Below are 19,699 nucleotides of genomic sequence, written 5' to 3' on the forward strand. Positions count from 1 at the left end.
ACAGCGGGTCCCTGGTCGGGTTCCGCGTGCACCTGCGGGACGGCGTACGCCGGGCCGGAAGCCGCATGCTCCAGCGCCGGGCTCGTTTGCTCCCACTCAGGGGCTCCGGGCTCTGAGGCATCGCCCTCGTCACTGGAGGCGTCGGCCTTCGCTGGCCTCGTATCAGCCTGCCTGGGAGGAGGCGGAGCCGGGTGCCTGGGAGCCGGAACCGGGTGCGTGGGCACCCGCTCGCCCCCGTCGGCCTCGCCGTCCCTTTCCTGGCGTGGCAGCGGCGGCAGCTCGTCCACAGGAGGGGTCTCCGGAGCGGGCGTCGGCGGCACCACCGGGGCGATCTCAGGCTCGGGCGTGTACAGGGCCTCCAGATGCGGTGCGAAATCTCGCTCCAGGGCGGAGGCATGGCCCGTTTCGAGCGGCGGAGCCAGGTCGGGGTCACGTTCCTCGTGCCCGAAGGGCACGATGTCCGTCCGTACCGCATGGCCATGGACGCCCGCCTCGCGCTCACGGGAGTCCGCTGCCTCGTGCTCGGAGACGCTCGCGGACTGGAGACGCCTCGCCGGGAGCAGGAAGAGCCACAGCCCGAGGACCAGCATCACCCAGGGGACCACGGCGACGGCCACAGCGGCCTGCCGGACGCCGATGGAGACGCCTGTGGCGATCACGACGTTCGCCGCGGCGGCGGCCACGATCAGCAGGGCGAGGATCAGAGCGGCCTGGAGTCTCAGGAGCAGCCGGGCGGGCCGCAGCAGGAGCATGCTGATCAGCGCGATCGCGAGCAGCGCGTCGAAGCCGGCCGGGTAGAGATAGGCGAGGTCCGGCCGTGCTCCTCCCGTCACGGCGAGGTACCGCAGCGCGTCGAAGGACAGCACGCAGGCGGCGCCGGCCAGCGCGGCGACCGCGAGGCCCGCGACGGCGGTCCCCACGCGGCGCAGCAACAGGGCCGCTCCGGTCGGCTGGGCGGGAACGGGCAGAGGCGCGGTCCGGCGGGAGGACTGGCCTGCCGCCAAGGGGGGAGTGACGTCCATGGCGCTTCGAGCCTACAGAATCGGCGCTGCCGTAACCGGCGCGGACCGCGACGCCACGCGGCACCCCCTCAGAAGGAACCCCCAACCCGCCCCTTTCGCGTGGGCCCGTCCAGTGGCCCGCCCACTCCGGGTCCGGAACGGTCAGCCACGGCCAAGTCCGGCCGACGCGACAGGAGTCTGGTAGCGACGTGAGCAATGAGGCCATAGTGGCCCGGGGGGCTGCGGTGACCATGCGAGCGTCCGGAGTCGGTTGCCCGGGGATCCCGATTTCCGGCAGACCCGTGCGTTCCACGAATCCATCGCTGAGGCAAGGGGCAAAGCAGGGCATACCAAGCCAAATGATCTTGAACAAGGTGCTCGATTAGGGGGAAGGCGGTCAGCCGTTCCGGCCTCGCGGAAAGGCCTCGGGATTCACATTCGTTTTGCGGGCTTGTGAGGTCGGGCAACCAGTCCTGCCACGGCGTGCGAGGTATTAGCCTTGCGTTCGTGAGTCTGCGCCTATATGACACCAGCACCCGTGCGGTCCGCGACTTCGTGCCCATCCAGCCGGGCCAGGTCTCGATTTACCTGTGCGGCGCCACTGTCCAGGCTCCGCCGCATATCGGGCACATCCGTTCGGGCGTCAACTTCGACGTCATGCGGCGGTGGCTGACGCGGTCCGACTACGAAGTGTCGTTCTGCCGCAACGTGACCGACCTCGACGACAAGATCATCCGGGTCGCGGCCGAAGAGGGCGTGCCGTGGTTCGTCGTCGCCGAGCGCAACCAGCGGGCGTTCACGTGGGCGTACGACATGCTCGGCTGCCTGCCGCCCACGGTCGAGCCGAGGGCGATGGGCCACATCCCCGAGATGATCGAGCTGATCCACCGGCTGATCGACAAGGGCCACGCCTACGCCGCGGGCGGCGACGTCTACTTCGACGTCATGTCCTACGCCGAGCGTTACGGCAGGCTCTCCAACCAACGTCCCGAGAACATGCGGGCGGCGGCCGACACCGACACCGACTCGGCCAAGCGCGACGCCCGTGACTTCGCGCTGTGGAAGGGCGCCAAGCCCGGCGAGCCGACCTGGGCGACCCCGTGGGGTCCAGGCCGTCCCGGCTGGCACCTCGAGTGCTCCGCCATGGCCACCAAGTACCTCGGCGAGACCTTCGACATCCACGGCGGCGGTGTCGACCTGATCTTCCCGCACCACGAGAACGAGGTCGCCCAGTCGCAGGCGGCGGGTGACGGCTTCGCCCGCTACTGGCTGCACAACGGCATGCTCAAGATCGGCGCCGAGAAGATGAGCAAGTCTCTCGGCAACTCCCTGCTGGTCCCGGCGATGCTCGGCAAGGTCCGTGCCGTCGAGCTCCGCTACTACCTCGTGGCCGCCCACTACCGCTCCTCGATCGACTACTCCGATGAGGCGCTCGCCGAGGCCGCCACCGGTTACCAGCGCATCGAGGGCTTCGTCACCCGGGCCGCCGAGGTGATCCACGACGTCGACGCGGCCGCGCCGCTCCCGCAGGCGTTCGTGGACGCGATGGACGACGACCTCGGGGTGCCGCAGGCGCTCGCCGTGGTCCACGAGGTCGTCCGCGAGGGCAACGTCGCCCTGGCCCACGGTAACAAGGAGCAGGTGGCACGACTTCTCGCTGAGACCCAGAACATGCTCGACGTGCTCGGTCTCGACCCCCGGTCACCGCAGTGGCGGGAGGGAAGGGCCGACAGCGGCCTGCGTGACACCGTGGACACCCTGGTCAAGGTGGCTCTGGAGCAGCGCCAGGCCGCCCGCGCCCGTAAGGACTACGCCGCGGCCGACGCGATCCGCGACCAGCTCGCCGCGGCGGGCGTGATGGTCGAGGACACCCCCCAGGGCGCCCGATGGGAACTGGCCCGCTGATCGCGCCGGTAGGCTGGCATCATGGCTGGTGTGGGTAAGGGGTCCGGTAGGCCCGCGAAGAAGAAGGGCCCCACACGGGGCACCGGTGGGCAGGGCCGGTCCGCTCTTCAAGGAAGAGGAGCGACCCCGCCTGCCCACGAGCGCCACTGGTTCAAAGACAAGAAACGCGCCGCTCAGGGCGCCCCGGGTGCGGCGCCGCGCACCCAGGAGAAGCAGCCCGCACGGCCGAGCCGCGGGGGCAAGCGTGACGACGCTCCCGAGGTCATCGGCGGCCGTAACCCCGTGGTCGAGGTCCTGCGCGCCGAAGTGCCCGCCAACGTTCTGTACGTGGCGCAGCGCGTCGAGAGCGACGACCGCATCCGCGAAGCGATCAAGATGGCCGCCAACCGTGGCATCGCCCTGCTCGAGGTCAGCCGTGACAAGCTCGACCGGCTGACCGAGGGCTCGGTCCACCAGGGCCTCGCGCTCCAGCTCCCGCCGTACGAGTACGCCCATCCGGAGGACCTCGTCGAGCGGGCACGCGACGCGGCCGAGGTGCCGCTGATCATCGCGCTCGACAGCGTCACCGACCCGCGCAACCTCGGGGCCATCGCCCGCTCCGCCACCGCCTTCGGTGCCCACGGCATCCTCGTGCCGTCACGCCGCTCGGCGGGGGTCACCGCGGGAGCCTGGAAGACCTCCGCCGGCACCCTGGCCCACCTCCCCGTGGCCCGTGCCGCCAACCTCACGAGCACGCTCCGCGAATACCGCGAGCAGGGCCTGTTCGTGGTCGGCCTCGACGGCGCGGGTTCCACCGACATCGGCGACGTCGAGCTGGCCACCGAGCCTCTCGTCATCGTGGTCGGCTCGGAGGGCAAGGGCCTGTCCCGCCTCGTCCGCGAGTCCTGCGACGTGGTGGCACGCATCCCCATGAACGCCGCCGCCGAGTCCCTCAACGCCGGCATAGCCGCGGGCATCGCCCTCTACGAGGTCGCCCGCCTCCGCCGCCGCCGCTGACCCCGCCCCAAGCCGCCCGACCCAGTACCGATGATCGGTGACGGTGCCCACCCCATACGACTAAACTCGTAGGGCACCACACGCCGACGTAGCTCAATCGGCAGAGCAACGGTCTTGTAAACCGTAGGTCAGGGGTTCGATTCCCCTCGTCGGCTCCCAGCTCAAAGGCCCTTTTCCGTTCTCAACGGGAGAGGGTCTTTTGATCGTTTGGGAGACGAGTGGGAGATCGTCTTCGCGCGGCCTGCACGGAACGGTTGCAGCAGCCTGTCCAAAATCGCGACCGGCGAATGCAAGCTCATGGCCGCTCGCTGGGTGAGCGCCGTCTCCCACCGCTGTTGCAGCGCGTCCGACAGCTGAGCCCGCATGCCCGGCGACACGTGCGTGTACACGCCCCGCATGCCCGGCACCGTGTGCCCCATCCGCTCGGCCTGGAGGATCTCGGGGATGCCGTCCTCGGCCATCCACGTCTTGTGACCATGCCGCAGACCGTGTGGTGTCAACCCGCGGCAGATCGGCAGCCACGAGGCGAGGTGATGGTGTTCGGGGTCATACACCGGCACGCCCCGGCCGCGCGGACATCATTACCGAGGTCCCCGACCTCACGGACGTGCGGGACATCCCGCTCGCAAGGGTCGGCTCACTAGCCGGCGCAGGACTGCTCAACGGGTCAAACCTGCCGGTCTCGACCGCCGGGGTGAGCGTGGCCGCGTTTAACTCCTCCATCTGACCGCCCCACATGGAAGACGCGGCGGGCCCCGCCACCCCAGACTCAGACCCGCCGCGCCGTTTATCGGGTACGCCCGAGCAGGAGGCGCTCCCACAGCCGCTCGGCGTCCGGGTATCTCATGTGCTCGGTGTCGGCAACCCGCACCCTGCTATTGGGACCGGGCCGGTGGCGCCGGCGGATCCACGCCCGGCCCCCACCCGCCATCAGGTAGTACACCTTCTGGCGGCACCGGCACGTCCAGCGCAGCTCGCGGGCACGTTCCACAGTGTTCGTAGCGGGATACCACGTGATCCGGTCGATGCCGCTCGCGCCTGACCAGCGAGGGATGTGCACCCCGTGGTCGGCGTTGCCGTCGAAGGCGACGACGAACGTCTCGTGGCCGATGCTTACGGCCGACCCGTCGAGTACCCAACGCGGTGCGCGATGTCGTCCTGTGCGGCGAGCTCCATCGCCAGCGCCACGACGTCGCCGCGGGCGATGCTCGGGACCAGCCCTGCGCAGCGCTGGGACGGGGTCAGGGGGACGTACCGGAACGCCCACCAGCCCATCGAGGTGCCGTCAGCCCGCAAGGGCCGGGTGACCCGCCACGCCGGGTTGTCCTGGTTGAGCACAGCGAGCTGCCGTTGGACCGTGCCCATCATGACCCCATCAAGCGGGAGAACCAGACGACCTTGCCGGTCTCGTCCTTGCCAGGATGGACGCCCCACCGGTCGGCGAGCGCATTGACGATGTGAAGACCGCGTCCATGCTCGCCGTCGGCTGGGCAGAGCTGGCCGCCGTGATCCAGCCAGATGCCGCCCTGGTCGGCGACCTCGCCCCTCAACGCCCGACCTGCGCGCTTGAGTGACAGCGTGATCGGCGGCTGGGCGTGCATAACGGCGTTGGTGAGGAGTTCGCTCACGACAACGGTCACGTCCTCAGCGAGAGCGCGCATGCCCCATGAGGTGAGGGTCTCGCGGACCAGGTGGCGGGCTTTGGCCACCACCGCTGGGTCCGCGGGCAGATCCCAGTGAACCTCTCGCGTGACCGTCACGCCGCGCCCCCGCTCTCGCCGAGGAGCGCTCTGAGGCGCCCTTGCCATGCCAGGAGGCCGATCTCCTTGGTCGCCACAGGCTGCGCTTTACAGGCGAGGCCACTGTGCTCCACGATGTGCGCCATGCTGGTCCGGGGATCAATGAGTAGAGCGATCTCCACACCGGGCCAGGACGCGGATGCGAGCCGGTCGGGATGGGAGAGAAGGCGCTCCACGACGACGGCCCAGAACGCCCGCTCGGGCTGTTCGGCCGGAACTGGGGTGCCCTGGGACACGCTGTCGCTGATCAGCACCAGGGCAGGCTGCGGATCGGACATCAGGTGGTACCGCTCGTCCAGCCATGCGTACGTTAGGCATGCATGGCTGGCGGGGTCGTGAGGGACTCGCATACTGGCCCCTTAGCATCTACGTCAATTCTTTAACGTATACGACAATGACCAGAGGGTAGGGTGCCTGTCAACCCAGTCACTCGAACTGGCCGACCGGTCGACAGGAAAGGACGAATTTGTCCGGCCACGCCTACGAGCACGTCGCCGCCGAAATCCGGGATGCAATCCTCAACGGCACCCTCGCCCCCGGCGCCCGCCTCCCACGCCATGCAGACCTGGCCGAACAGCACGGCGTGTCAGAGATCGTCATCCGGCAAGCCGTCGACGACCTGAAGAACGCCGGCCTGGTAGAAACACGCGGCCGGGGCGGCACATGGGTCCGCGAACGGCCGCCCGTGCGACGCATCTCCTCGCAGCGTTATCAGGCCGATGTTGGCCCGCAGGATGTGCCTCAGACCAGCTTCACCGTTGATCAGGGCGTCACGTGGAGCCAGTACAAACTGGATAAGGCGTTCCGCTGGGTAGTAGCCGACGAGCGGCTCGCCGAGCTGTTCGGAGTGGACGCCGGCGCCCGCGTTCTGGAACGACGGTTCGTGTTCTACGCATCGGGTATTCCCAGCCAGACCTCACGCTCTTGCCTGCTTGCTGCGGACGTCGAGGGGACCCCGGTGGCCGATCCGCAGAATGAGCCATGGCCCGGCGGTAACATCGCCCAGCTACGCACGCTGGGTATCCATGTTGACGACATCACCGAGTCGGTCGCCACGAGGATGCCGACACCCGATGAGGCGACGATCCTTGGCATCGGGCCTGGCGTGCCGGTGTTCGCGATCACCCGCCGGATGCTGGCCGCCGGAAGGGTGGTCGAGGTGGCCGATCCCATCGTGATCCCAGGAGACCGGGCGGTCTTGGATTACCAGATCACTCTCTAGCAACCAAAAAACCCGGAGCCCTAGCAACCAAAAAACCCGGAGCCCCGCATCCCGACCGAGGGAGGGGGCTTTTGTCGTTTCCAGGGGAGAGGTACGTACGTAGCGATCATTCGTGCGTACGCGCATCCGGACCTGGCCACCTACGCACATACGGTCAATCTCGTGATCGATCCGGACGCCGACCGGCCCGTCTACAAGCAGCTCGTCGACCTCGTGCACGAGCAGATAGAACGCGGCAGGCTGGGACCCGACCAGCGCCTCCCCGCGGAGTCCGACTACGTTGAGATGCACGGCATATCCCGTGACTCCGAGCGGCGCGCCATGGGTGTCCTCCGAGCGGAAGGACTGATTGTGACGACTAACCGCGGATCCAGGGTCCGGGCCGGACGCCAGCGGAGCGTCGTTCAGATCGGCGACTGCGACGTAGTGACCGCACGCATGCCGTCTGAACCCGAGCGAAGGCAGCTCGGCGTCAAGGAAGGCGTTCCCATCTTCGTGGTCGAGCGCTCTGGAGGCGAACGCGAGCTTCTCCCTGGGGATCGGACAGAGATCCGCGGGGAGAGCTTTGGGGGGTGAGTGGGTGATGGGTGGGTGATCCAGTCTCGGCTCAGGTGCGCCGAGGTGCGCTCACTTGACCCCTCTCACCCTCATCTACCAGGCAATAGTCCAGAGCCGCAGGTCAGGAGATAGCCCGGATCCGCCTTGTAAACCGTAGGTCAGGGGTTCGATTCCCCTCGTCGGCTCCCAGCTCAAAGGCCCCTTGCGATCATCGCAGGGGGCCTTTGCCAACAGTCCCCTTGTCCCTTCCTGTGACGCCACACAGGCGTGAAAATTGGGGCGGGTTGCCCGTCGACGCCGTAGAGTCGCCGCGATCGATGTGGCCAAGGCTTTCGGGAAGGTGACCCGAGTGCCGCACGACAAGAAAGAGGGTCGGCGGCTGACCAAGGTGTAGGAAGGGCACGCCACCATGAACGCGGTCACCGAGCTGGGTGACCATCTGGTGTGCCAAGGGATCGAGAAGGTCACGGTCGAATCGACCGGGCATTACTGGCGCATCTCCTTTTGCGCCGGGCTCTGTCGCAGCGTCGTAGGCCTCGACCATCGCCAGCTTGTACTCCGGCGTGAACGACCGCCGTTTCGGCCGATCCGATCGAGGTCTGCTGTCCTTGCCCACCTCACCATCATCGGCGAGATCCATACGAAGGTCGGCCAACGTCAAGGTCACTGTCTGAAAGATCCTGTTCTCGCCCTACCTGAGGCACAGAAGACTACTTCGTCCCCGCCTCTCACGACAGTCCCTCATGCCACGAGCCTCAGGACACCAGGTCAAGCGGGACACCGTACGGCACGGAAGTGCAGCAACACCGCCGCACACCAGCGAAGGCTCGTCAGCGCTTGGGTGACCAGTAGTGCTTTTTACGTGCCGGTGCGGGCCGATCCGCGAACGGCCCTCGAAGTGGTCCAGGCCCCGGCCGGTGTTCTGCCCCCGGCAGTCGTGAGGCCGGCCCTGCGGCGACCCGTCGCTTTTGGCCCCTTTTGCGTGCTTGGCGTTTCCAACATATGTCAGCGGCCCAGTTTGTGGCCCCGAACAGTGCGCTGTGGCCCAGGTCACGCGAATCATCTCAGCAACGAGGAGCGAGGCGCCGACTCACCCGGAGCTGGCGACAGGGCGTCCCGGCAATGCTTCTGTTCACCGGAGAGGACGACTGTGGGCACTCACGAAGACCTGACCAATGAGGCCAACGAAGCTCGGAACCACTACGAGCGTAAGGGCACCTCACGGCGCGACATCGTCAAGCGAGTCGGCCTCGGCGTGCTGGCCGCGCCGCTGGTCAGCAGCGTGTTGGCCGCGTGTAGCAGCGGTGAGGACGCCAAGGCGGTGTCCGGTTCGCTGGCCGCCGACGGCAAGAACCTGAGGTTGCTCGGCACCAACGGCGGCCTTGCGGCCACCTGGTACGCCGAAGGCAAGAAGACGCTGGAAAAGTGGGCACAGCTCTACGGCATAAAGCTGGACTGGGTCGACGGGGAGCTGAACTCGAAAGTTCAGCGCGACAAGCTCGACAACGCCGTACAGGCCAAGTACGACATCGCAGCGATCATCGCTAATGAAACCGGCACGATCGTGCAGCCGGTCCAGAAGCTGATCAGTAGCGGTACCGTCGTGATCCCCATGGTCAACCAGGTGGCGCCGCCGGGCGAGACCATCGGCGCGCTCACTTTCGTCGAGCAGAGCTCGTACGACATGGGATTCCGAGTCGCGACCGCGCTGTTCGAGGCCGCCAAGGGACAGGGCACCGTAATCGAGACGCAGGGGCCGGCCGCCTTCACCGGCGCGCAGGAACGGCACCGCGGCTTCCAGGACGCGCTGAAGAACTACCCAGGTATGAAATTGCTCGCCACCGACTTCGGCAACTGGGACGTCAACCGCGCCCAGTCCCTGTGGGAGTCCTACATCAACAAGTACCCGGAGATCACCGTGGGGTACTTCCACAACGACGACATGGCGTTCGCCGGCCTTCAGGCGCTCAAGAGCGCGGGCCGGGACGGCAAGACGCTCATCGGAGGGGCCGACGCGATGCCCGAGGCGGTGAAGGCGGTGGGTGACGGCCGGTTCCTGGCGACCGCACGGCACTCGTCGTGCCGGATCCACATGTACCCGCTGGTGATCGGCATGGCGAAGAAGATGGGCGCGGTCAGCACCGTGCCGCAGAAGATCGTCGTCGATGGGCCGGTGGTCACCAAGGAGAACGCCGAGAGCCTGGTGTTCCTGCAAGACGACGCCATCCTTCTGTCATGACGGCCGGCGTCGCAGACCGCGCGGCGGGTGCCGACCGAGCTGTACCCGTTCTCGAGGCCCGGTCCATCAGTAAGGTCTACGGCGGCGTGCATGCGCTGACCGAAGTGGACTTCGACCTGTGCGCAGGCGAGGTGCACGCCATCGTCGGGGAGAACGGGGCCGGCAAGAGCACGCTGGTCAAATGCCTGACCGGGGTGGAGGTCGTGGACGACGGCGACATCCTGGTCGACGGTCGCGTGAGCGCGCTGCTGTCCCCGGCCCAGGCTCGGGAGGCCGGCGTCGCCGTCGTCCACCAGGAGCTGTCGCTGTTCCCGGCGTTGTCCGTCGCGGAGAACCTGCTCGGTGTGGGCGGCCAGGGCGGTCCCCTGGTGTCGTGGAGCCGGCTGTTCCGCGAGGCGAGCACACTGCTGCGCCGGGTGGGGCTGGACCTGGACCCGCGGGCCCGGCTCGATCAGCTGCCGATCGGCCACCAGCAGCTCATCGAGATCTCCCGGGCGTTGTTCTCCGGCGCCCGGGTGATCGTACTGGACGAGCCCACGTCGTCGCTCAGCCCGGAGGAGGTGGAGCTGCTCTTCTCGTTTGTGCACGACCTCGCGAAGGACGGCGTCGCCTTCGTGCTCGTCACGCACTTCCTGGAGGACGTGATGAGCCACGCCGACCGGATCACGGTCCTGCGTAACGGCCGGCGGGTCGCGTTCGTGGCCACCGCGGACATCACCAAGCACGAACTCGTCGAACTGGTCGTTGGGGACGCTTCGGAGGTCCTGCAGTCCACGTACGAGGGGATGTCCGTCCAGATGCTGCCGCCGTCCACGCAGCCGGTGGTCCTCGAGTGCCGGCTGCTCCAACTGCCACCCACCGTTCAGCAGATGTCGCTGTCGGTGCGGCGTGGCGAGATCGTCGGCCTGTACGGGGATCTGGCGTCAGGACATACCGAGGCCGCCGAACTGATCTTCGGCGCCGCGGGAATGCCGACAGGCGGCGAGGTGCTCGTCGACGGCGTGCCGCTGCGGCCGGGGTCGACCACGCGGGCCAAGGCCGCCGGGATCGGCTTCATCCCCGCCGACCGCCGTGACGCTCTGGCACTGGACCAGCCGATCGCCTGGAACGCCACGCTTGCTCACCTGCATCGGCTCGCTGGCTTCATTCTGCGCGCCGGCCCGGAGCGAGCACACCTGGACCGGTGGACCGAGAAGCTGGGGATCCGGGGCGTCACCCGCCACAAGGCGGTCGGTGCGCTGTCCGGCGGCAACCAGCAGAAGGTGCTCTTCGCGCGATGGCTGGAGTTCCCACCCAAGGTCCTGGTCCTCGTCGAGCCGACCCGGGGCATGGACGTCGGCGCGAAGAGCGACGTGGCGCGCATCGTCGCGCAGGTGGCCGAGCAAGGTACGGGCGTGCTGGTGGTCTCCAGTGAGCCGGAGACCACTCTCACCTTCGCCCAGCGAGTTCTGGTGGCCCGCCGGGGCCGGATCGTCGCGGAATTCAGCGGGGTCGAGGTGTCGAAGCACGACATCCTCAAGGCCGGCCACTGACCGCAAACCGATCAAGTGGAGTCAACATGACCAGTCGTAGTCCGCGCAACGGATATCGGTTTCGGGAGGTCATCGAGCGGAACGCGACCTTTCTCGGGCCGCTCGTGGCGCTGATCCTGCTGGTGGCGCTGTTCGGAACCCTGGCGCCCAGCACGTTCCTGTCCTCAGGGAACATCACCAATGTCCTGTCCCAGGTCTCGGTACTCGCCATCATGGCGGCGGGGCTGACCTTCGTCCTGCTGCTCGGCCAGATCGATTTGTCGGTCGCCAGCGTCGCGATCCTCTCCGGCATCGTGTCCGCGGCACTGTTCTCCGGGCAGCCGCTGACCCTGCCGATCGTGGGCGCGATCCAGGCGCCAGGTCAGCAGTGGCTCGCCATCCTCCTGGCCCTCGTGGTCAGTGTGGTGATGGGCCTGCTCAGCGGGCAGCTCACGGCGCGATACGGGATCCCGAGCTTCATCGTCACGCTCGGCGTGCTGGAAATGGCTCAGGGCCTTGCCTTCTATTGGTCGGGCGGCAAGAACATCTACAAGATCGCTCCGATCAGCAGCACGCTCGGCAACTCGTTCCTCGGTCCGCTCCCGGTGATCGTCCTGGTCGCCGCGGTGACCCTGCTGATCGGGCATTTCGTGCTCACCTGGACCCGGTTCGGCCGCTACGTCTACATGGTCGGGGCCAATCCCAAGGCCGCCGAACTGTCCGGCATAGCGGTCCGGCGGATCACGATTACCGTGTTCGTCATCGCGAGTGCTCTCTCCGGACTCGCTGGCCTCGTCGCCGTCGGCCGGCTCGGCTCGGCGCAAGCATCCTCCGGCGACGACCTCCTGCTGCCGGCGATCGCCGCAGTCGTCCTCGGCGGGACCTCGCTGTTCGGCGGGATCGGCAGCATGAAACACACAGTGATCGGGCTGCTGCTGTACGGCGTGCTCAACAACGGCCTCGACCAGCTCGACATCAGCATCTACCTGAAGCCGTTCGCCCGGGGGGCGTTCCTGCTCCTGGCCATCGCGTTCAACATCGCGGCGATCCGGGTCGCGAGCCGTGCCCGCAGCCGGGCCTCCACACTGAGCGAACAGTCCACCCCCGCCGCGCCACCCCCCTCGCAACCGGTACCGGTCGCGGTGGGCCACCCCACAATTCCCGCACCGGACCCCGCGTCCGCCCCAGTGGTGAGCGGACGGGAAGGAGAGCAATGACGCAGTCGCGTGCCATCCTGATCGGCGAGAGGCCTCAGCAGGTCAGCGTCGGGACCATCGACATTCCTCCGCTCGGACCCGAGGACGTCTTGGTCGCGTCGCGGGTCATCGGCATCTGCCGGTCGGATATCGAGCTTCGTGACGGGCACCTCGACCACGTCATCGACGTGGAATATCCCGTGGTGCCCGGTCACGAGTGGAGTGGAGTCGTCGTCGAGGCCGGCAGGAAGGCCCTGCTCGCGCCGGGAGACCGGGTGGTCGGTGAGTGCCTCATCACCCCGCACGACTGGTTTGGCTGCAACGTCAACGGTGCCGGCTCCGACGTGTTCACCGCGCCGGCGAAGGTCCTGCACAAGCTGCCCGACGAGATCGACGACACGATGGGTGCGATGGTCGAACCGTTCACCATCGCCTTCCGCGCGATCCGCGAGATCGGCGGTTGCGATCCCGGCGATGTGGTCGCTGTCATCGGGGGCGGGATGATCGGCCAGTGCGCGGCGTCGATCTGCCGCGCCAACGGCGCTCAGGTGGTCACGATCGAGCCGAACCAGCGCCGCCGTGAGCTCGCCCTGCGACTGGGCGCCGACATCGCGGTCGATCCGGCTGATCTGACCGATGCCGAGGCGTGGTTCCGCGAGCACACCGGAGTCGCCGGACCCACCCTCGTGGTGGAGGCGTCCGGTGCGCCGACCGGCCTCGCCCTCGCGGTCGGTGTCGCGGGCTTCCGTGGCCGGGTGGTGATGATCGGCATTACCGCTACCGCGTCCATCCCCGCGCCGCTGAACCTGGTCCAAGCCAAGAACCTGCGGATTCTCGGGGTGACCGGTTCCCCCGAGGTGTGGCCCGCCGCGCTGCGCTTCATCGCCAGGGCCGGCATCGACCTGCGAAGCCTCGTGTCGAAGCAGTTCCCGTTCGACCAGGCCGGCGATGCCTTCACCGCGACCGAGGACGGGGACAACCTCAAGATCCACCTTATGCCGACGTTGGGAGACTGACACATGACACGCAAGGCGGTGATCCTCGGCGCGGAGGGCCTCATCGGTACCTACGTGCGCGCGGAACTGTTGGAGCAGGGCTGGGAGGTGGTCGGGGTGGCCCGCCGCAAGCCGGTCCTGGAACACCCCCGATACACCGGAGTGAGTGTGGACCTCCTCGACAGGGAGGCCGCCGTGTCGGCGCTCGCCGCACACCCGGATGTGACGCACGTCTTCTACAGCGGGTTCGCCTGGACCTCGACCAAGGCCGAGGAGTGCGAGGTCAATCTCGCCATGCTGGCCAACGGGATCGAGGCGGTCGAAGCCGCCTCGGACCGGCTCGAGCACGTCTGTCTGTTCGAGGGCGGCAAGTGGTACGGCTGTCACATCGGGCCGTTCAAGACGCCGGCTTACGAGGACGATCCGCGGGTGATGCCACCGATCTTCTACTACGACCAGGAGGACTACCTCCGCCGGCGGCAGCGAGACGGTGCGCGCTGGACGTGGTCGGCGCTGCGGCCGGAAGGCGTCGGCGGGGTGGCGGTCGGGACACCGCAGAACTTCCTGATGGTCCTGGTCATCTATGCTTCGATCGCCAAGGAGCTGGGAATACCGCTTCGTTTCCCCGGCGCGCCCGAGTGCCGCGACGCCCTGTACGAGATGACCGACGCGCGCCTGCTCGCCCGCGCCGCCGTTCACACCTCGACGACCGAGGCCTGCCACAACGAGGCGTTCAACGTCACCAACGGCGATTCCTTCCGCTGGGGGCAGATGTTCCCGTACGTCGCGTCGCTGCTGAAGATGGAGTACGCCGGGACGCACACCATGAGTCTGGTCGAGATGATGGCCGACAAGGATGACCTTTGGGACCAAATGGTCGATAAATACGGTCTGGCCAGAAATGGGCTTTCTGATCTAGTGTTCTGGCAGGCTGGGGACAACATCTTCAACCAGACGTGGGACAACCTCCGGAGCACGATCAAGCTCCGCAAGACGGGCTTCCACGACTGCATCGACTCGCGCGAAATGGTGCGTGACGTCGTGCAGCGCATGATCGACCTCCGGATCATTCCGGCTCCCTGACAGGGCCAACCGGTGCCCGGTGCCCCGTCTGGCACCGCGGTGCCGTCATCGACGAAGAATCTACGGAGCGTGATGCGGTCCTACATCGAGCAGGTGGACGCCGGCCGGCAGGAATCAGGCCAGCTCGTGGAGTGGATGCGGTCGATGATCGAAATTGCCCGCGCGGTCAGTGAGGGCATGCCGCTGGCACCACTGTTCACGCTCGTGGCGGAGACCGCCGCGTCCTTGACCCGCAGCACAGCCTGCGCTGTTCAGATGGCCGACCCGTCCGGCACCTGTCTGCTGATCGTCGGGCACGCGGGGCTCAGCGGCGACTACATCGAGCGGGTCAACACCAACGCCAACATCTCGCTGGAGGAGGGCAGCCCGTACTTCAACAGCCCGTCCAGTCGTGCGTACCGGACGCACGAGATAATCGCCGTCGACGACGCGCTGGACGACGAGTCCTACAGCCCCTGGCAGTCGCTGGCCGAACAGGAGGGGTACCGGAGCCTGATCGCCGTGCCGATGCTCGCGGATGGCGAGCCAATCGGGGTGCTCGCGGTCTACTCCAGCGAGCCGGCGGTGACCACCCCGCAGACTCTCATGCTCTGCCAGCTGCTCGCCGAGCACAGCGGGCTGGCACTGGCCATGGCCCGCCTGCACGATCGCGAGCGGCACGCCATGGCGCGGCTGCTGGAGGCCAACGCCTCGCTGGAGCAGCAGCAGCAGGTCATCGACCAGGTCGACGACCTGCACCGCGGGTTGATGCGGGTGGTGCTGCAAAACGGCGACCTGGGCAGCGTCGCCGGGGCGTTGCGGACGGTCATGGGAATGGACGTCGTGATCGAGGACGCCGCGGGTGAGCGGCTGGCCGCCGCACCGCCCGACGCGACCGGCATCGAGGTCTGGACGCAGGGGCCGCAGGCACGGGAAGCGCTGGCCCGGCTCGAGGCCGAGCGCACGGTGGTGCACATCGACAGGCCGGAGGCCGGCAGGCCCAGGGCATGGGTGGCGCCCATCGCGCTCGGCGACGAGATCGTCGGCCGGCTGTGGGCCTCCGGCACCGACTCGGCGCCGTCCGAGTTGCAACGGCGGCTGCTGGAACGTGCAGCACTCGTCGCCACCGTCGAGCTCTGGCAGGAGCGGTCCGCACGGGAGATCGAGTGGCGTCTCTCCGGCGACCTGTTCGACGAACTCATCCGGGCCGACGGCAAGGCCTCCGCCGACCTGCTCGCCCGTGGGCTGCACCTTGGCCACGACCTGTCCGAGCCGCACGACATCGTGCTGCTCTCGGTGTGGTCCTCCGGCAGCCCGGTGACCGCCGACGGCGGGGAGGCGCTGCGCCGGTCCGCGCTGGCCGCGGTGGAGCGCTCGCTTCGCCGGCGTGACCTCAGTGGCCTGCTCGCGTGGCGGGAGGACTACGTCGCCGTGCTGCTTGACGCGGATCCGGATGGTGATCGGGCCGCCCGGATACGGGTGATCAAGGAGCTGGCCGGAGAACTGTCCCGATCGGTGCGCGGCGGTGATGTGGTCGCCGCGGTGTCGCAGACCTGCCGTGAGGCCGACTCCTACGCGAGGGTGTACCAGGCCGCGCGCGGTGCCCTCACCGTGGCCCGGCGGGGGCGCTCGCGCCGCCTACCGGATCCGCCCGGCCCCGGAGTCCGGGTGATCGACGCGGAGAGCCTCGGGATCTACTCGGTCCTGCTGTCCGCGTCCCGTACCTCCGACCTGCTGCAGCTGCGCGACGACGCGCTCGGCGCGTTGAAGAAGCAGGACCAGCGCCGGGATGGTGCGCTCCTGGAGACCCTCAAGGAGTACCTGCGCTCGGACTGCCATGTGCAGCAGACCGCGACCGCAATGTACCTACACCCCAACACCGTGCTGTACCGGCTGCGAGCCATCGAGAAGGTGACCGAGGTCGACCTCAAGCAGCCCAGGGAACTGCTCCGCCTGCAACTCGCCGTGATGGTCGATGATCTGGCCGAGGAGGGCGTCGGCGCCCTACCGGGATGACCCTTGGCCGATCCCGTGGCGCTGGATGAGTTGGCGGGTGATCACCAGGCGCTGGATCTCGTTGGTGCCCTCACCGACGATCATCAGGGGTGCGTCCCGGAAGTACCGTTCCACGTCGAACTCGGTCGAGTAACCGTACCCGCCGTGTATCCGCATCGCGTCCACCGCGACCGACAGGGCGGTCTCCGAGGCGAACAGCTTCGCCATCCCGGCCTCCAGATCGGAGCGCAGCGCCTGGTCGATTCGGCCCGCGGCGTTCGAGACGAGCAGCCGGGCGGCGGTGATCCGGGTGGCCATGTCGGCGAGATAGTTGCCCACCGACTGGTGCTGCCAGATCGGCGAGCCGAAGCTCTCCCGCTCCTGGGAGTAGCGCAGCGCGTCGTCGAACGCGGCCTTCGCCACGCCGACCGCGCGCGCCGCGACCTGCACCCGGCCGATCTCCAGGCCGGCCATCATCTGCCGGAATCCTTGCCCCGGCACCTCGCCCAGCAGCGCGTCCGCGGGCACCGCGACGTCCTCGAAGGTCAGCTCGCAGCTCTCGACTCCCTTGTAGCCCAGCTTCGGCAGGTCCCGGCAGACGGTGAAGCCGGGGCCCTTCTCCACGAGCAGGATGGACATGCCGTCGGTCGCGGGCGTGGCCGCCGGGTCGGTCCGGCACAGCACCGCGACCACGTCCGAGCGCCGGGCGTTGGTGATCCAGGTCTTGGCACCATTGAGCCGCCAGCCGGTATCGGTCAGGCTGGCCGCGGTGCGCATGTTCGCCAGGTCGGACCCGCCGTCCGGTTCGGTCAGCGCCATAGTGGCGCGGATGGAGCCGGTTGCCATGCCCGGAAGGTAACGGCGCTTCTGCTGCTCGGTGCCGTACCGGACGATCAGCTTGGAAACCACGGAGTGGCCGCCGAAGGCGCCGGCGAGCGACATCCAGCCCCGAGCCAATTCCTCGGTGACCCGGGCATAGCACGCGGTGGACACGGAGAATTCGCCGTAGGGCTCGGGAATGCCCATCCCGAAAATGCCCATCGCCTTCATTTGCTCGATGAGTTCGCCCGGGTATTCGTTGGCGTGCTCCAGTTCGCGTACCACCGGGCGGACCTCGCGGTCCACAAAGGTGGCAACTGTCTTGACAATCTCTTCTTCGTCGTCGCTGAGAAACACTGCGCGCCTTCCTTGAGTTAGTCGAGCACCGGTGTAGTCGGGCCGTGTCCCCTGCGGTACACGAGCAGAGTGCGCTCGAAGGTGATGACAACGTCCCGGTCCTGGTTGAAGCCCCGGGTCAGCACGGTGACGACGCCCACCTCGGGCCTGCTCGCGCTGGTCCGAGCCGCCAGCACCTCGGACTCGGAGAAGATGGTGTCTCCCTCGAAGACCGGACGGGGCAGCCGGACCCGGTCCCAACCGAGGTTCGCCATGACGTTGAACGAGACGTCCAGCACACTCTGGCCGGTGACCAGGGCTAGCGTGACCACCGAGTTGACAAGGGGCCGGGCGAACTGCGTCTGGGCGGCGTAGACATGGTCGAAGTGCAGCCGAGCGGTGTTCTGGGTGAGCAGCGTGAACCAGATGTTGTCGGTCTGCGTAATCGTGCGCCCGAGGGGGTGCCGATAGACATCGCCGACCGAAAAATCCTCGAAGTAGCGGCCTTCCCAACCTGGTCGCGGGTGCCGTTCCGCGTCTTTGTCCATGTGCAAACACGGTAGCGACGTAGCCGCGGTTGCCTTTGATGCCAAGACCCAACACTTGCGCCGCAATGCTGTGGCTGCGGACGAAGCATGGGTTCCACGGCGGCGGTTACGTTCAGCGAGCCACAAAAGCTTCAGAAGGAGGCTCCAGATGGACTACGGCTTGACGGGCAAGGTCGCCCTTGTCACGGGGTCGGGCGGAGGGATCGGGCACGCGATCGCACGCATGCTCGTCCAGGAGGGTGCCAAGGTCGTGGGCGCCGACCTCGACCCCAGCCAACTGTCCGCGCTCGGCGGTGAGGACCAGATACTCCCGTTCAAGGTGGACCTTTCCGAGTCGACCGGCCCGGCCGCCGCGGTGGACGCCGCCGTGGACACCTTCGGTCGTCTCGACATTCTCGTCAACAACGTCGCGATCGCGCCGGCGCGGGACAGCTTTCTCGACGTGTCCGACGAGGACTGGCGGCACGTCATGGACGTGAACTTCATGAGCATGGTGCGGGCCTGCCGCAGCGCCATCCCGGTGATGAAGAGCAACGGCGGTGGATCCATCGTCTCCATCGCCTCCGACGAGGGCCGCCAGCCCGACGTCTTCTTCGCGGACTACAGCGTCTCGAAGGCGGCTGTGCTCAACCTGACCAAGACGCTGTCCATCGAGTTCGGGCCGAGCAAGATCCGGGTCAACTCGGTGTCCCCCGGCCCGACCCGTACCCCGATCTGGGACCGCCCCGGCGGGTTCGCCGACTACCTGGTGGAGTTCCTGGAGGCCAAGGACCGCGACGACGCGATCGACAAGTTCGTCCGCGAGGTGCGGCGCATGCCGATCCAGCGCATCGGCCTGCCTGAGGACGTGGCGCATGCCGTGCTCTTCCTCGCCAGCGACGTCTCCCGCCAGGTCACCGGATCGGACTACTGGGTCAACGGCGGCACGATGATCAGCATCTGAGCTGCCCGGACCCCGTGACAACCGCGGTACCGGGTGCGCGATCCCTCCGGGTCACCCCGGTCACCGACCCGTATGGCATCAACATCGCCGAGCAGGGAGGCCATCATGCCCCAGGCCAGTACGACATTCGACGTCACAGAGTTCGCCGACGAGCTCGCGAAGGCGCCGGAAAACAGGGTGGTAGGCACCACCCTCTTGTTCGAAAACGAGCGGGTGCGGGTGTGGGAACTCGCGCTGGTCCCCGGTCAGCGGGCACCTTTCCACATCCACTCCATCGACTACTTCTGGGTGGCCGCCGACCCTGGCCCGGTCGTCCAGCGAGTCTCCGACGGCACCATCACCGAGGTCGTCCACGACCGCAACCAGGTCAAGTACTTCACCTTTCGGAATGGTGAGACCCTGGTGCACGACCTGGAGAACATCGGTGACGCACCGATCCGGTACATCACCGTCGAACTCCTGGACGACGACGACATTTCGACCCGGCCGCATGTCCATGACGCCTGAGACGGACGGGCCGGCGACGCCAATGGCGTACGGCCACGCCGCGCAGGAGCCGGTTCGCCGGCTCCTG

General features: G+C 67.7%; 20 protein-coding genes and 1 tRNA gene. 13 read left to right on the forward strand and 8 right to left on the reverse strand.

Annotated features, from left to right (window positions below):
* A partial coding sequence (locus AB0O34_RS11520) for a DUF2637 domain-containing protein (protein ID WP_363915228.1) occupies window positions 1-1,022 on the reverse strand: 1,022 nt, incomplete at its 3' end.
* 486 nt (window positions 1,023-1,508) lie between these two features.
* Between AB0O34_RS11520 and cysS the strand changes: the two genes are divergently transcribed.
* The 3 genes from cysS to AB0O34_RS11535 all read left to right on the forward strand — a co-directional run bounded on the left by cysS (window position 1,509) and on the right by AB0O34_RS11535 (window position 4,057).
* Window positions 1,509-2,906, forward strand: coding sequence for a cysteine--tRNA ligase (gene cysS / locus AB0O34_RS11525; protein ID WP_363915230.1), 1,398 nt, complete (start codon window positions 1,509-1,511; stop codon window positions 2,904-2,906).
* A 21-nt stretch (window positions 2,907-2,927) separates the two neighbouring features.
* Complete coding sequence (rlmB, locus tag AB0O34_RS11530; RefSeq protein WP_363915232.1) at window positions 2,928-3,902, forward strand: 23S rRNA (guanosine(2251)-2'-O)-methyltransferase RlmB; 975 nt, start codon at window positions 2,928-2,930, stop codon at window positions 3,900-3,902.
* Window positions 3,903-3,984: 82 nt separating this feature from the next.
* A tRNA-Thr gene (locus tag AB0O34_RS11535) sits at window positions 3,985-4,057 on the forward strand.
* A 6-nt stretch (window positions 4,058-4,063) separates the two neighbouring features.
* Here AB0O34_RS11535 and AB0O34_RS11540 read toward each other — a convergent pair.
* From AB0O34_RS11540 to AB0O34_RS11555, 4 genes are all read right to left on the reverse strand, one after another.
* The gene (locus tag AB0O34_RS11540; protein WP_363915234.1) at window positions 4,064-4,456 is read right to left on the reverse strand and encodes a tyrosine-type recombinase/integrase; all 393 of its coding nucleotides are present in this window, start codon (window positions 4,454-4,456) and stop codon (window positions 4,064-4,066) included.
* Window positions 4,457-5,015: 559 nt separating this feature from the next.
* Entirely contained in the window at window positions 5,016-5,270 is a 255-nt protein-coding gene (locus tag AB0O34_RS11545; protein WP_363915236.1) for a hypothetical protein, read from the reverse strand.
* The gene (locus AB0O34_RS11550) at window positions 5,267-5,662 is read right to left on the reverse strand and encodes an ATP-binding protein (RefSeq protein WP_363915238.1); all 396 of its coding nucleotides are present in this window, start codon (window positions 5,660-5,662) and stop codon (window positions 5,267-5,269) included. Before AB0O34_RS11550 ends, AB0O34_RS11545 begins: the two co-directional genes overlap by 4 nt.
* On the reverse strand, window positions 5,659-5,979 hold the full coding sequence (locus AB0O34_RS11555; protein WP_363915240.1) for a hypothetical protein: 321 nt from the start codon (window positions 5,977-5,979) through the stop codon (window positions 5,659-5,661). Before AB0O34_RS11555 ends, AB0O34_RS11550 begins: the two co-directional genes overlap by 4 nt.
* A 188-nt stretch (window positions 5,980-6,167) precedes the next feature.
* On the opposite strand from AB0O34_RS11555, the gene AB0O34_RS11560 reads away from it, so the two are divergent.
* Together AB0O34_RS11560 and AB0O34_RS11565 are read left to right on the forward strand one after the other, a co-directional pair.
* The gene (locus AB0O34_RS11560; RefSeq protein ID WP_363915242.1) at window positions 6,168-6,923 is read left to right on the forward strand and encodes a GntR family transcriptional regulator; all 756 of its coding nucleotides are present in this window, start codon (window positions 6,168-6,170) and stop codon (window positions 6,921-6,923) included.
* A gap of 162 nt (window positions 6,924-7,085) precedes the next feature.
* Window positions 7,086-7,499: a winged helix-turn-helix domain-containing protein gene (locus tag AB0O34_RS11565; RefSeq protein WP_363915244.1), complete on the forward strand. Its 414-nt coding sequence runs from the start codon at window positions 7,086-7,088 to the stop codon at window positions 7,497-7,499.
* 190 nt (window positions 7,500-7,689) lie between these two features.
* On the opposite strand, the gene AB0O34_RS11570 is transcribed toward AB0O34_RS11565, so the two are convergent.
* Window positions 7,690-8,148: a hypothetical protein gene (locus AB0O34_RS11570; RefSeq protein ID WP_363915246.1), complete on the reverse strand. Its 459-nt coding sequence runs from the start codon at window positions 8,146-8,148 to the stop codon at window positions 7,690-7,692.
* 483 nt (window positions 8,149-8,631) lie between these two features.
* On the opposite strand from AB0O34_RS11570, the gene AB0O34_RS11575 reads away from it, so the two are divergent.
* From AB0O34_RS11575 to AB0O34_RS11600, 6 genes are all read left to right on the forward strand, one after another.
* The gene (locus AB0O34_RS11575; RefSeq protein WP_363915248.1) at window positions 8,632-9,720 is read left to right on the forward strand and encodes a sugar ABC transporter substrate-binding protein; all 1,089 of its coding nucleotides are present in this window, start codon (window positions 8,632-8,634) and stop codon (window positions 9,718-9,720) included.
* 86 nt (window positions 9,721-9,806) lie between these two features.
* Window positions 9,807-11,252: a sugar ABC transporter ATP-binding protein gene (locus AB0O34_RS11580; protein WP_363915250.1), complete on the forward strand. Its 1,446-nt coding sequence runs from the start codon at window positions 9,807-9,809 to the stop codon at window positions 11,250-11,252.
* A gap of 26 nt (window positions 11,253-11,278) precedes the next feature.
* A complete protein-coding gene (locus AB0O34_RS11585; protein ID WP_363915252.1) occupies window positions 11,279-12,448 on the forward strand; it encodes a ribose ABC transporter permease in 1,170 nt (389 codons plus the stop codon).
* The gene (locus AB0O34_RS11590) at window positions 12,445-13,443 is read left to right on the forward strand and encodes a zinc-binding dehydrogenase (protein ID WP_363915254.1); all 999 of its coding nucleotides are present in this window, start codon (window positions 12,445-12,447) and stop codon (window positions 13,441-13,443) included. Before AB0O34_RS11585 ends, AB0O34_RS11590 begins: the two co-directional genes overlap by 4 nt.
* Before the next feature lie 3 nt (window positions 13,444-13,446).
* Window positions 13,447-14,505 (forward strand): SDR family oxidoreductase, encoded by a 1,059-nt coding sequence (locus tag AB0O34_RS11595; RefSeq protein ID WP_363915256.1) that lies wholly within the window; start codon window positions 13,447-13,449, stop codon window positions 14,503-14,505.
* Window positions 14,506-14,577: 72 nt separating this feature from the next.
* Entirely contained in the window at window positions 14,578-16,500 is a 1,923-nt protein-coding gene (locus tag AB0O34_RS11600; RefSeq protein ID WP_363915258.1) for a helix-turn-helix domain-containing protein, read from the forward strand.
* Here AB0O34_RS11600 and AB0O34_RS11605 read toward each other — a convergent pair.
* Window positions 16,489-17,655: an acyl-CoA dehydrogenase family protein gene (locus AB0O34_RS11605; protein ID WP_363915260.1), complete on the reverse strand. Its 1,167-nt coding sequence runs from the start codon at window positions 17,653-17,655 to the stop codon at window positions 16,489-16,491. The genes AB0O34_RS11600 and AB0O34_RS11605 overlap by 12 nt on opposite strands.
* Window positions 17,656-17,672: 17 nt before the next feature.
* Window positions 17,673-18,182 carry a MaoC family dehydratase gene (locus tag AB0O34_RS11610; protein WP_363915262.1) on the reverse strand — a complete coding sequence of 170 codons (510 nt, stop codon included), beginning with the start codon at window positions 18,180-18,182 and terminating at the stop codon, window positions 17,673-17,675.
* A gap of 148 nt (window positions 18,183-18,330) precedes the next feature.
* Between AB0O34_RS11610 and AB0O34_RS11615 the strand changes: the two genes are divergently transcribed.
* Both AB0O34_RS11615 and AB0O34_RS11620 read left to right on the forward strand, forming a co-directional pair.
* Entirely contained in the window at window positions 18,331-19,125 is a 795-nt protein-coding gene (locus AB0O34_RS11615; protein ID WP_363915264.1) for an SDR family oxidoreductase, read from the forward strand.
* Window positions 19,126-19,230: 105 nt separating this feature from the next.
* Window positions 19,231-19,632: a hypothetical protein gene (locus tag AB0O34_RS11620; RefSeq protein WP_363915266.1), complete on the forward strand. Its 402-nt coding sequence runs from the start codon at window positions 19,231-19,233 to the stop codon at window positions 19,630-19,632.
* Window positions 19,633-19,699 lie beyond the last annotated feature (67 nt).

Source organism: Sphaerisporangium sp. NPDC088356 (genome assembly GCF_040685555.1).
Taxonomy (GTDB): domain Bacteria; phylum Actinomycetota; class Actinomycetes; order Streptosporangiales; family Streptosporangiaceae; genus Sphaerisporangium.

Bases quoted from the DNA above. Each gene is read 5' to 3' on its own strand.
- AB0O34_RS11620 (WP_363915266.1), top strand. From the start codon at position 19,231: ATGCCCCAGGCCAGTACGACATTCGACGTCACAGAGTTCGCCGACGAG.
- AB0O34_RS11600 (WP_363915258.1), top strand. From the start codon at position 14,578: ATGCGGTCCTACATCGAGCAGGTGGACGCCGGCCGGCAGGAATCAGGC.
- AB0O34_RS11555 (WP_363915240.1), bottom strand. From the start codon at position 5,979: ATGTCCGATCCGCAGCCTGCCCTGGTGCTGATCAGCGACAGCGTGTCC.
- rlmB (WP_363915232.1), top strand. From the start codon at position 2,928: ATGGCTGGTGTGGGTAAGGGGTCCGGTAGGCCCGCGAAGAAGAAGGGC.
- AB0O34_RS11615 (WP_363915264.1), top strand. From the start codon at position 18,331: ATGGACTACGGCTTGACGGGCAAGGTCGCCCTTGTCACGGGGTCGGGC.
- AB0O34_RS11545 (WP_363915236.1), bottom strand. From the start codon at position 5,270: ATGATGGGCACGGTCCAACGGCAGCTCGCTGTGCTCAACCAGGACAAC.
- AB0O34_RS11610 (WP_363915262.1), bottom strand. From the start codon at position 18,182: ATGGACAAAGACGCGGAACGGCACCCGCGACCAGGTTGGGAAGGCCGC.
- AB0O34_RS11595 (WP_363915256.1), top strand. From the start codon at position 13,447: ATGACACGCAAGGCGGTGATCCTCGGCGCGGAGGGCCTCATCGGTACC.
- AB0O34_RS11590 (WP_363915254.1), top strand. From the start codon at position 12,445: ATGACGCAGTCGCGTGCCATCCTGATCGGCGAGAGGCCTCAGCAGGTC.
- AB0O34_RS11585 (WP_363915252.1), top strand. From the start codon at position 11,279: ATGACCAGTCGTAGTCCGCGCAACGGATATCGGTTTCGGGAGGTCATC.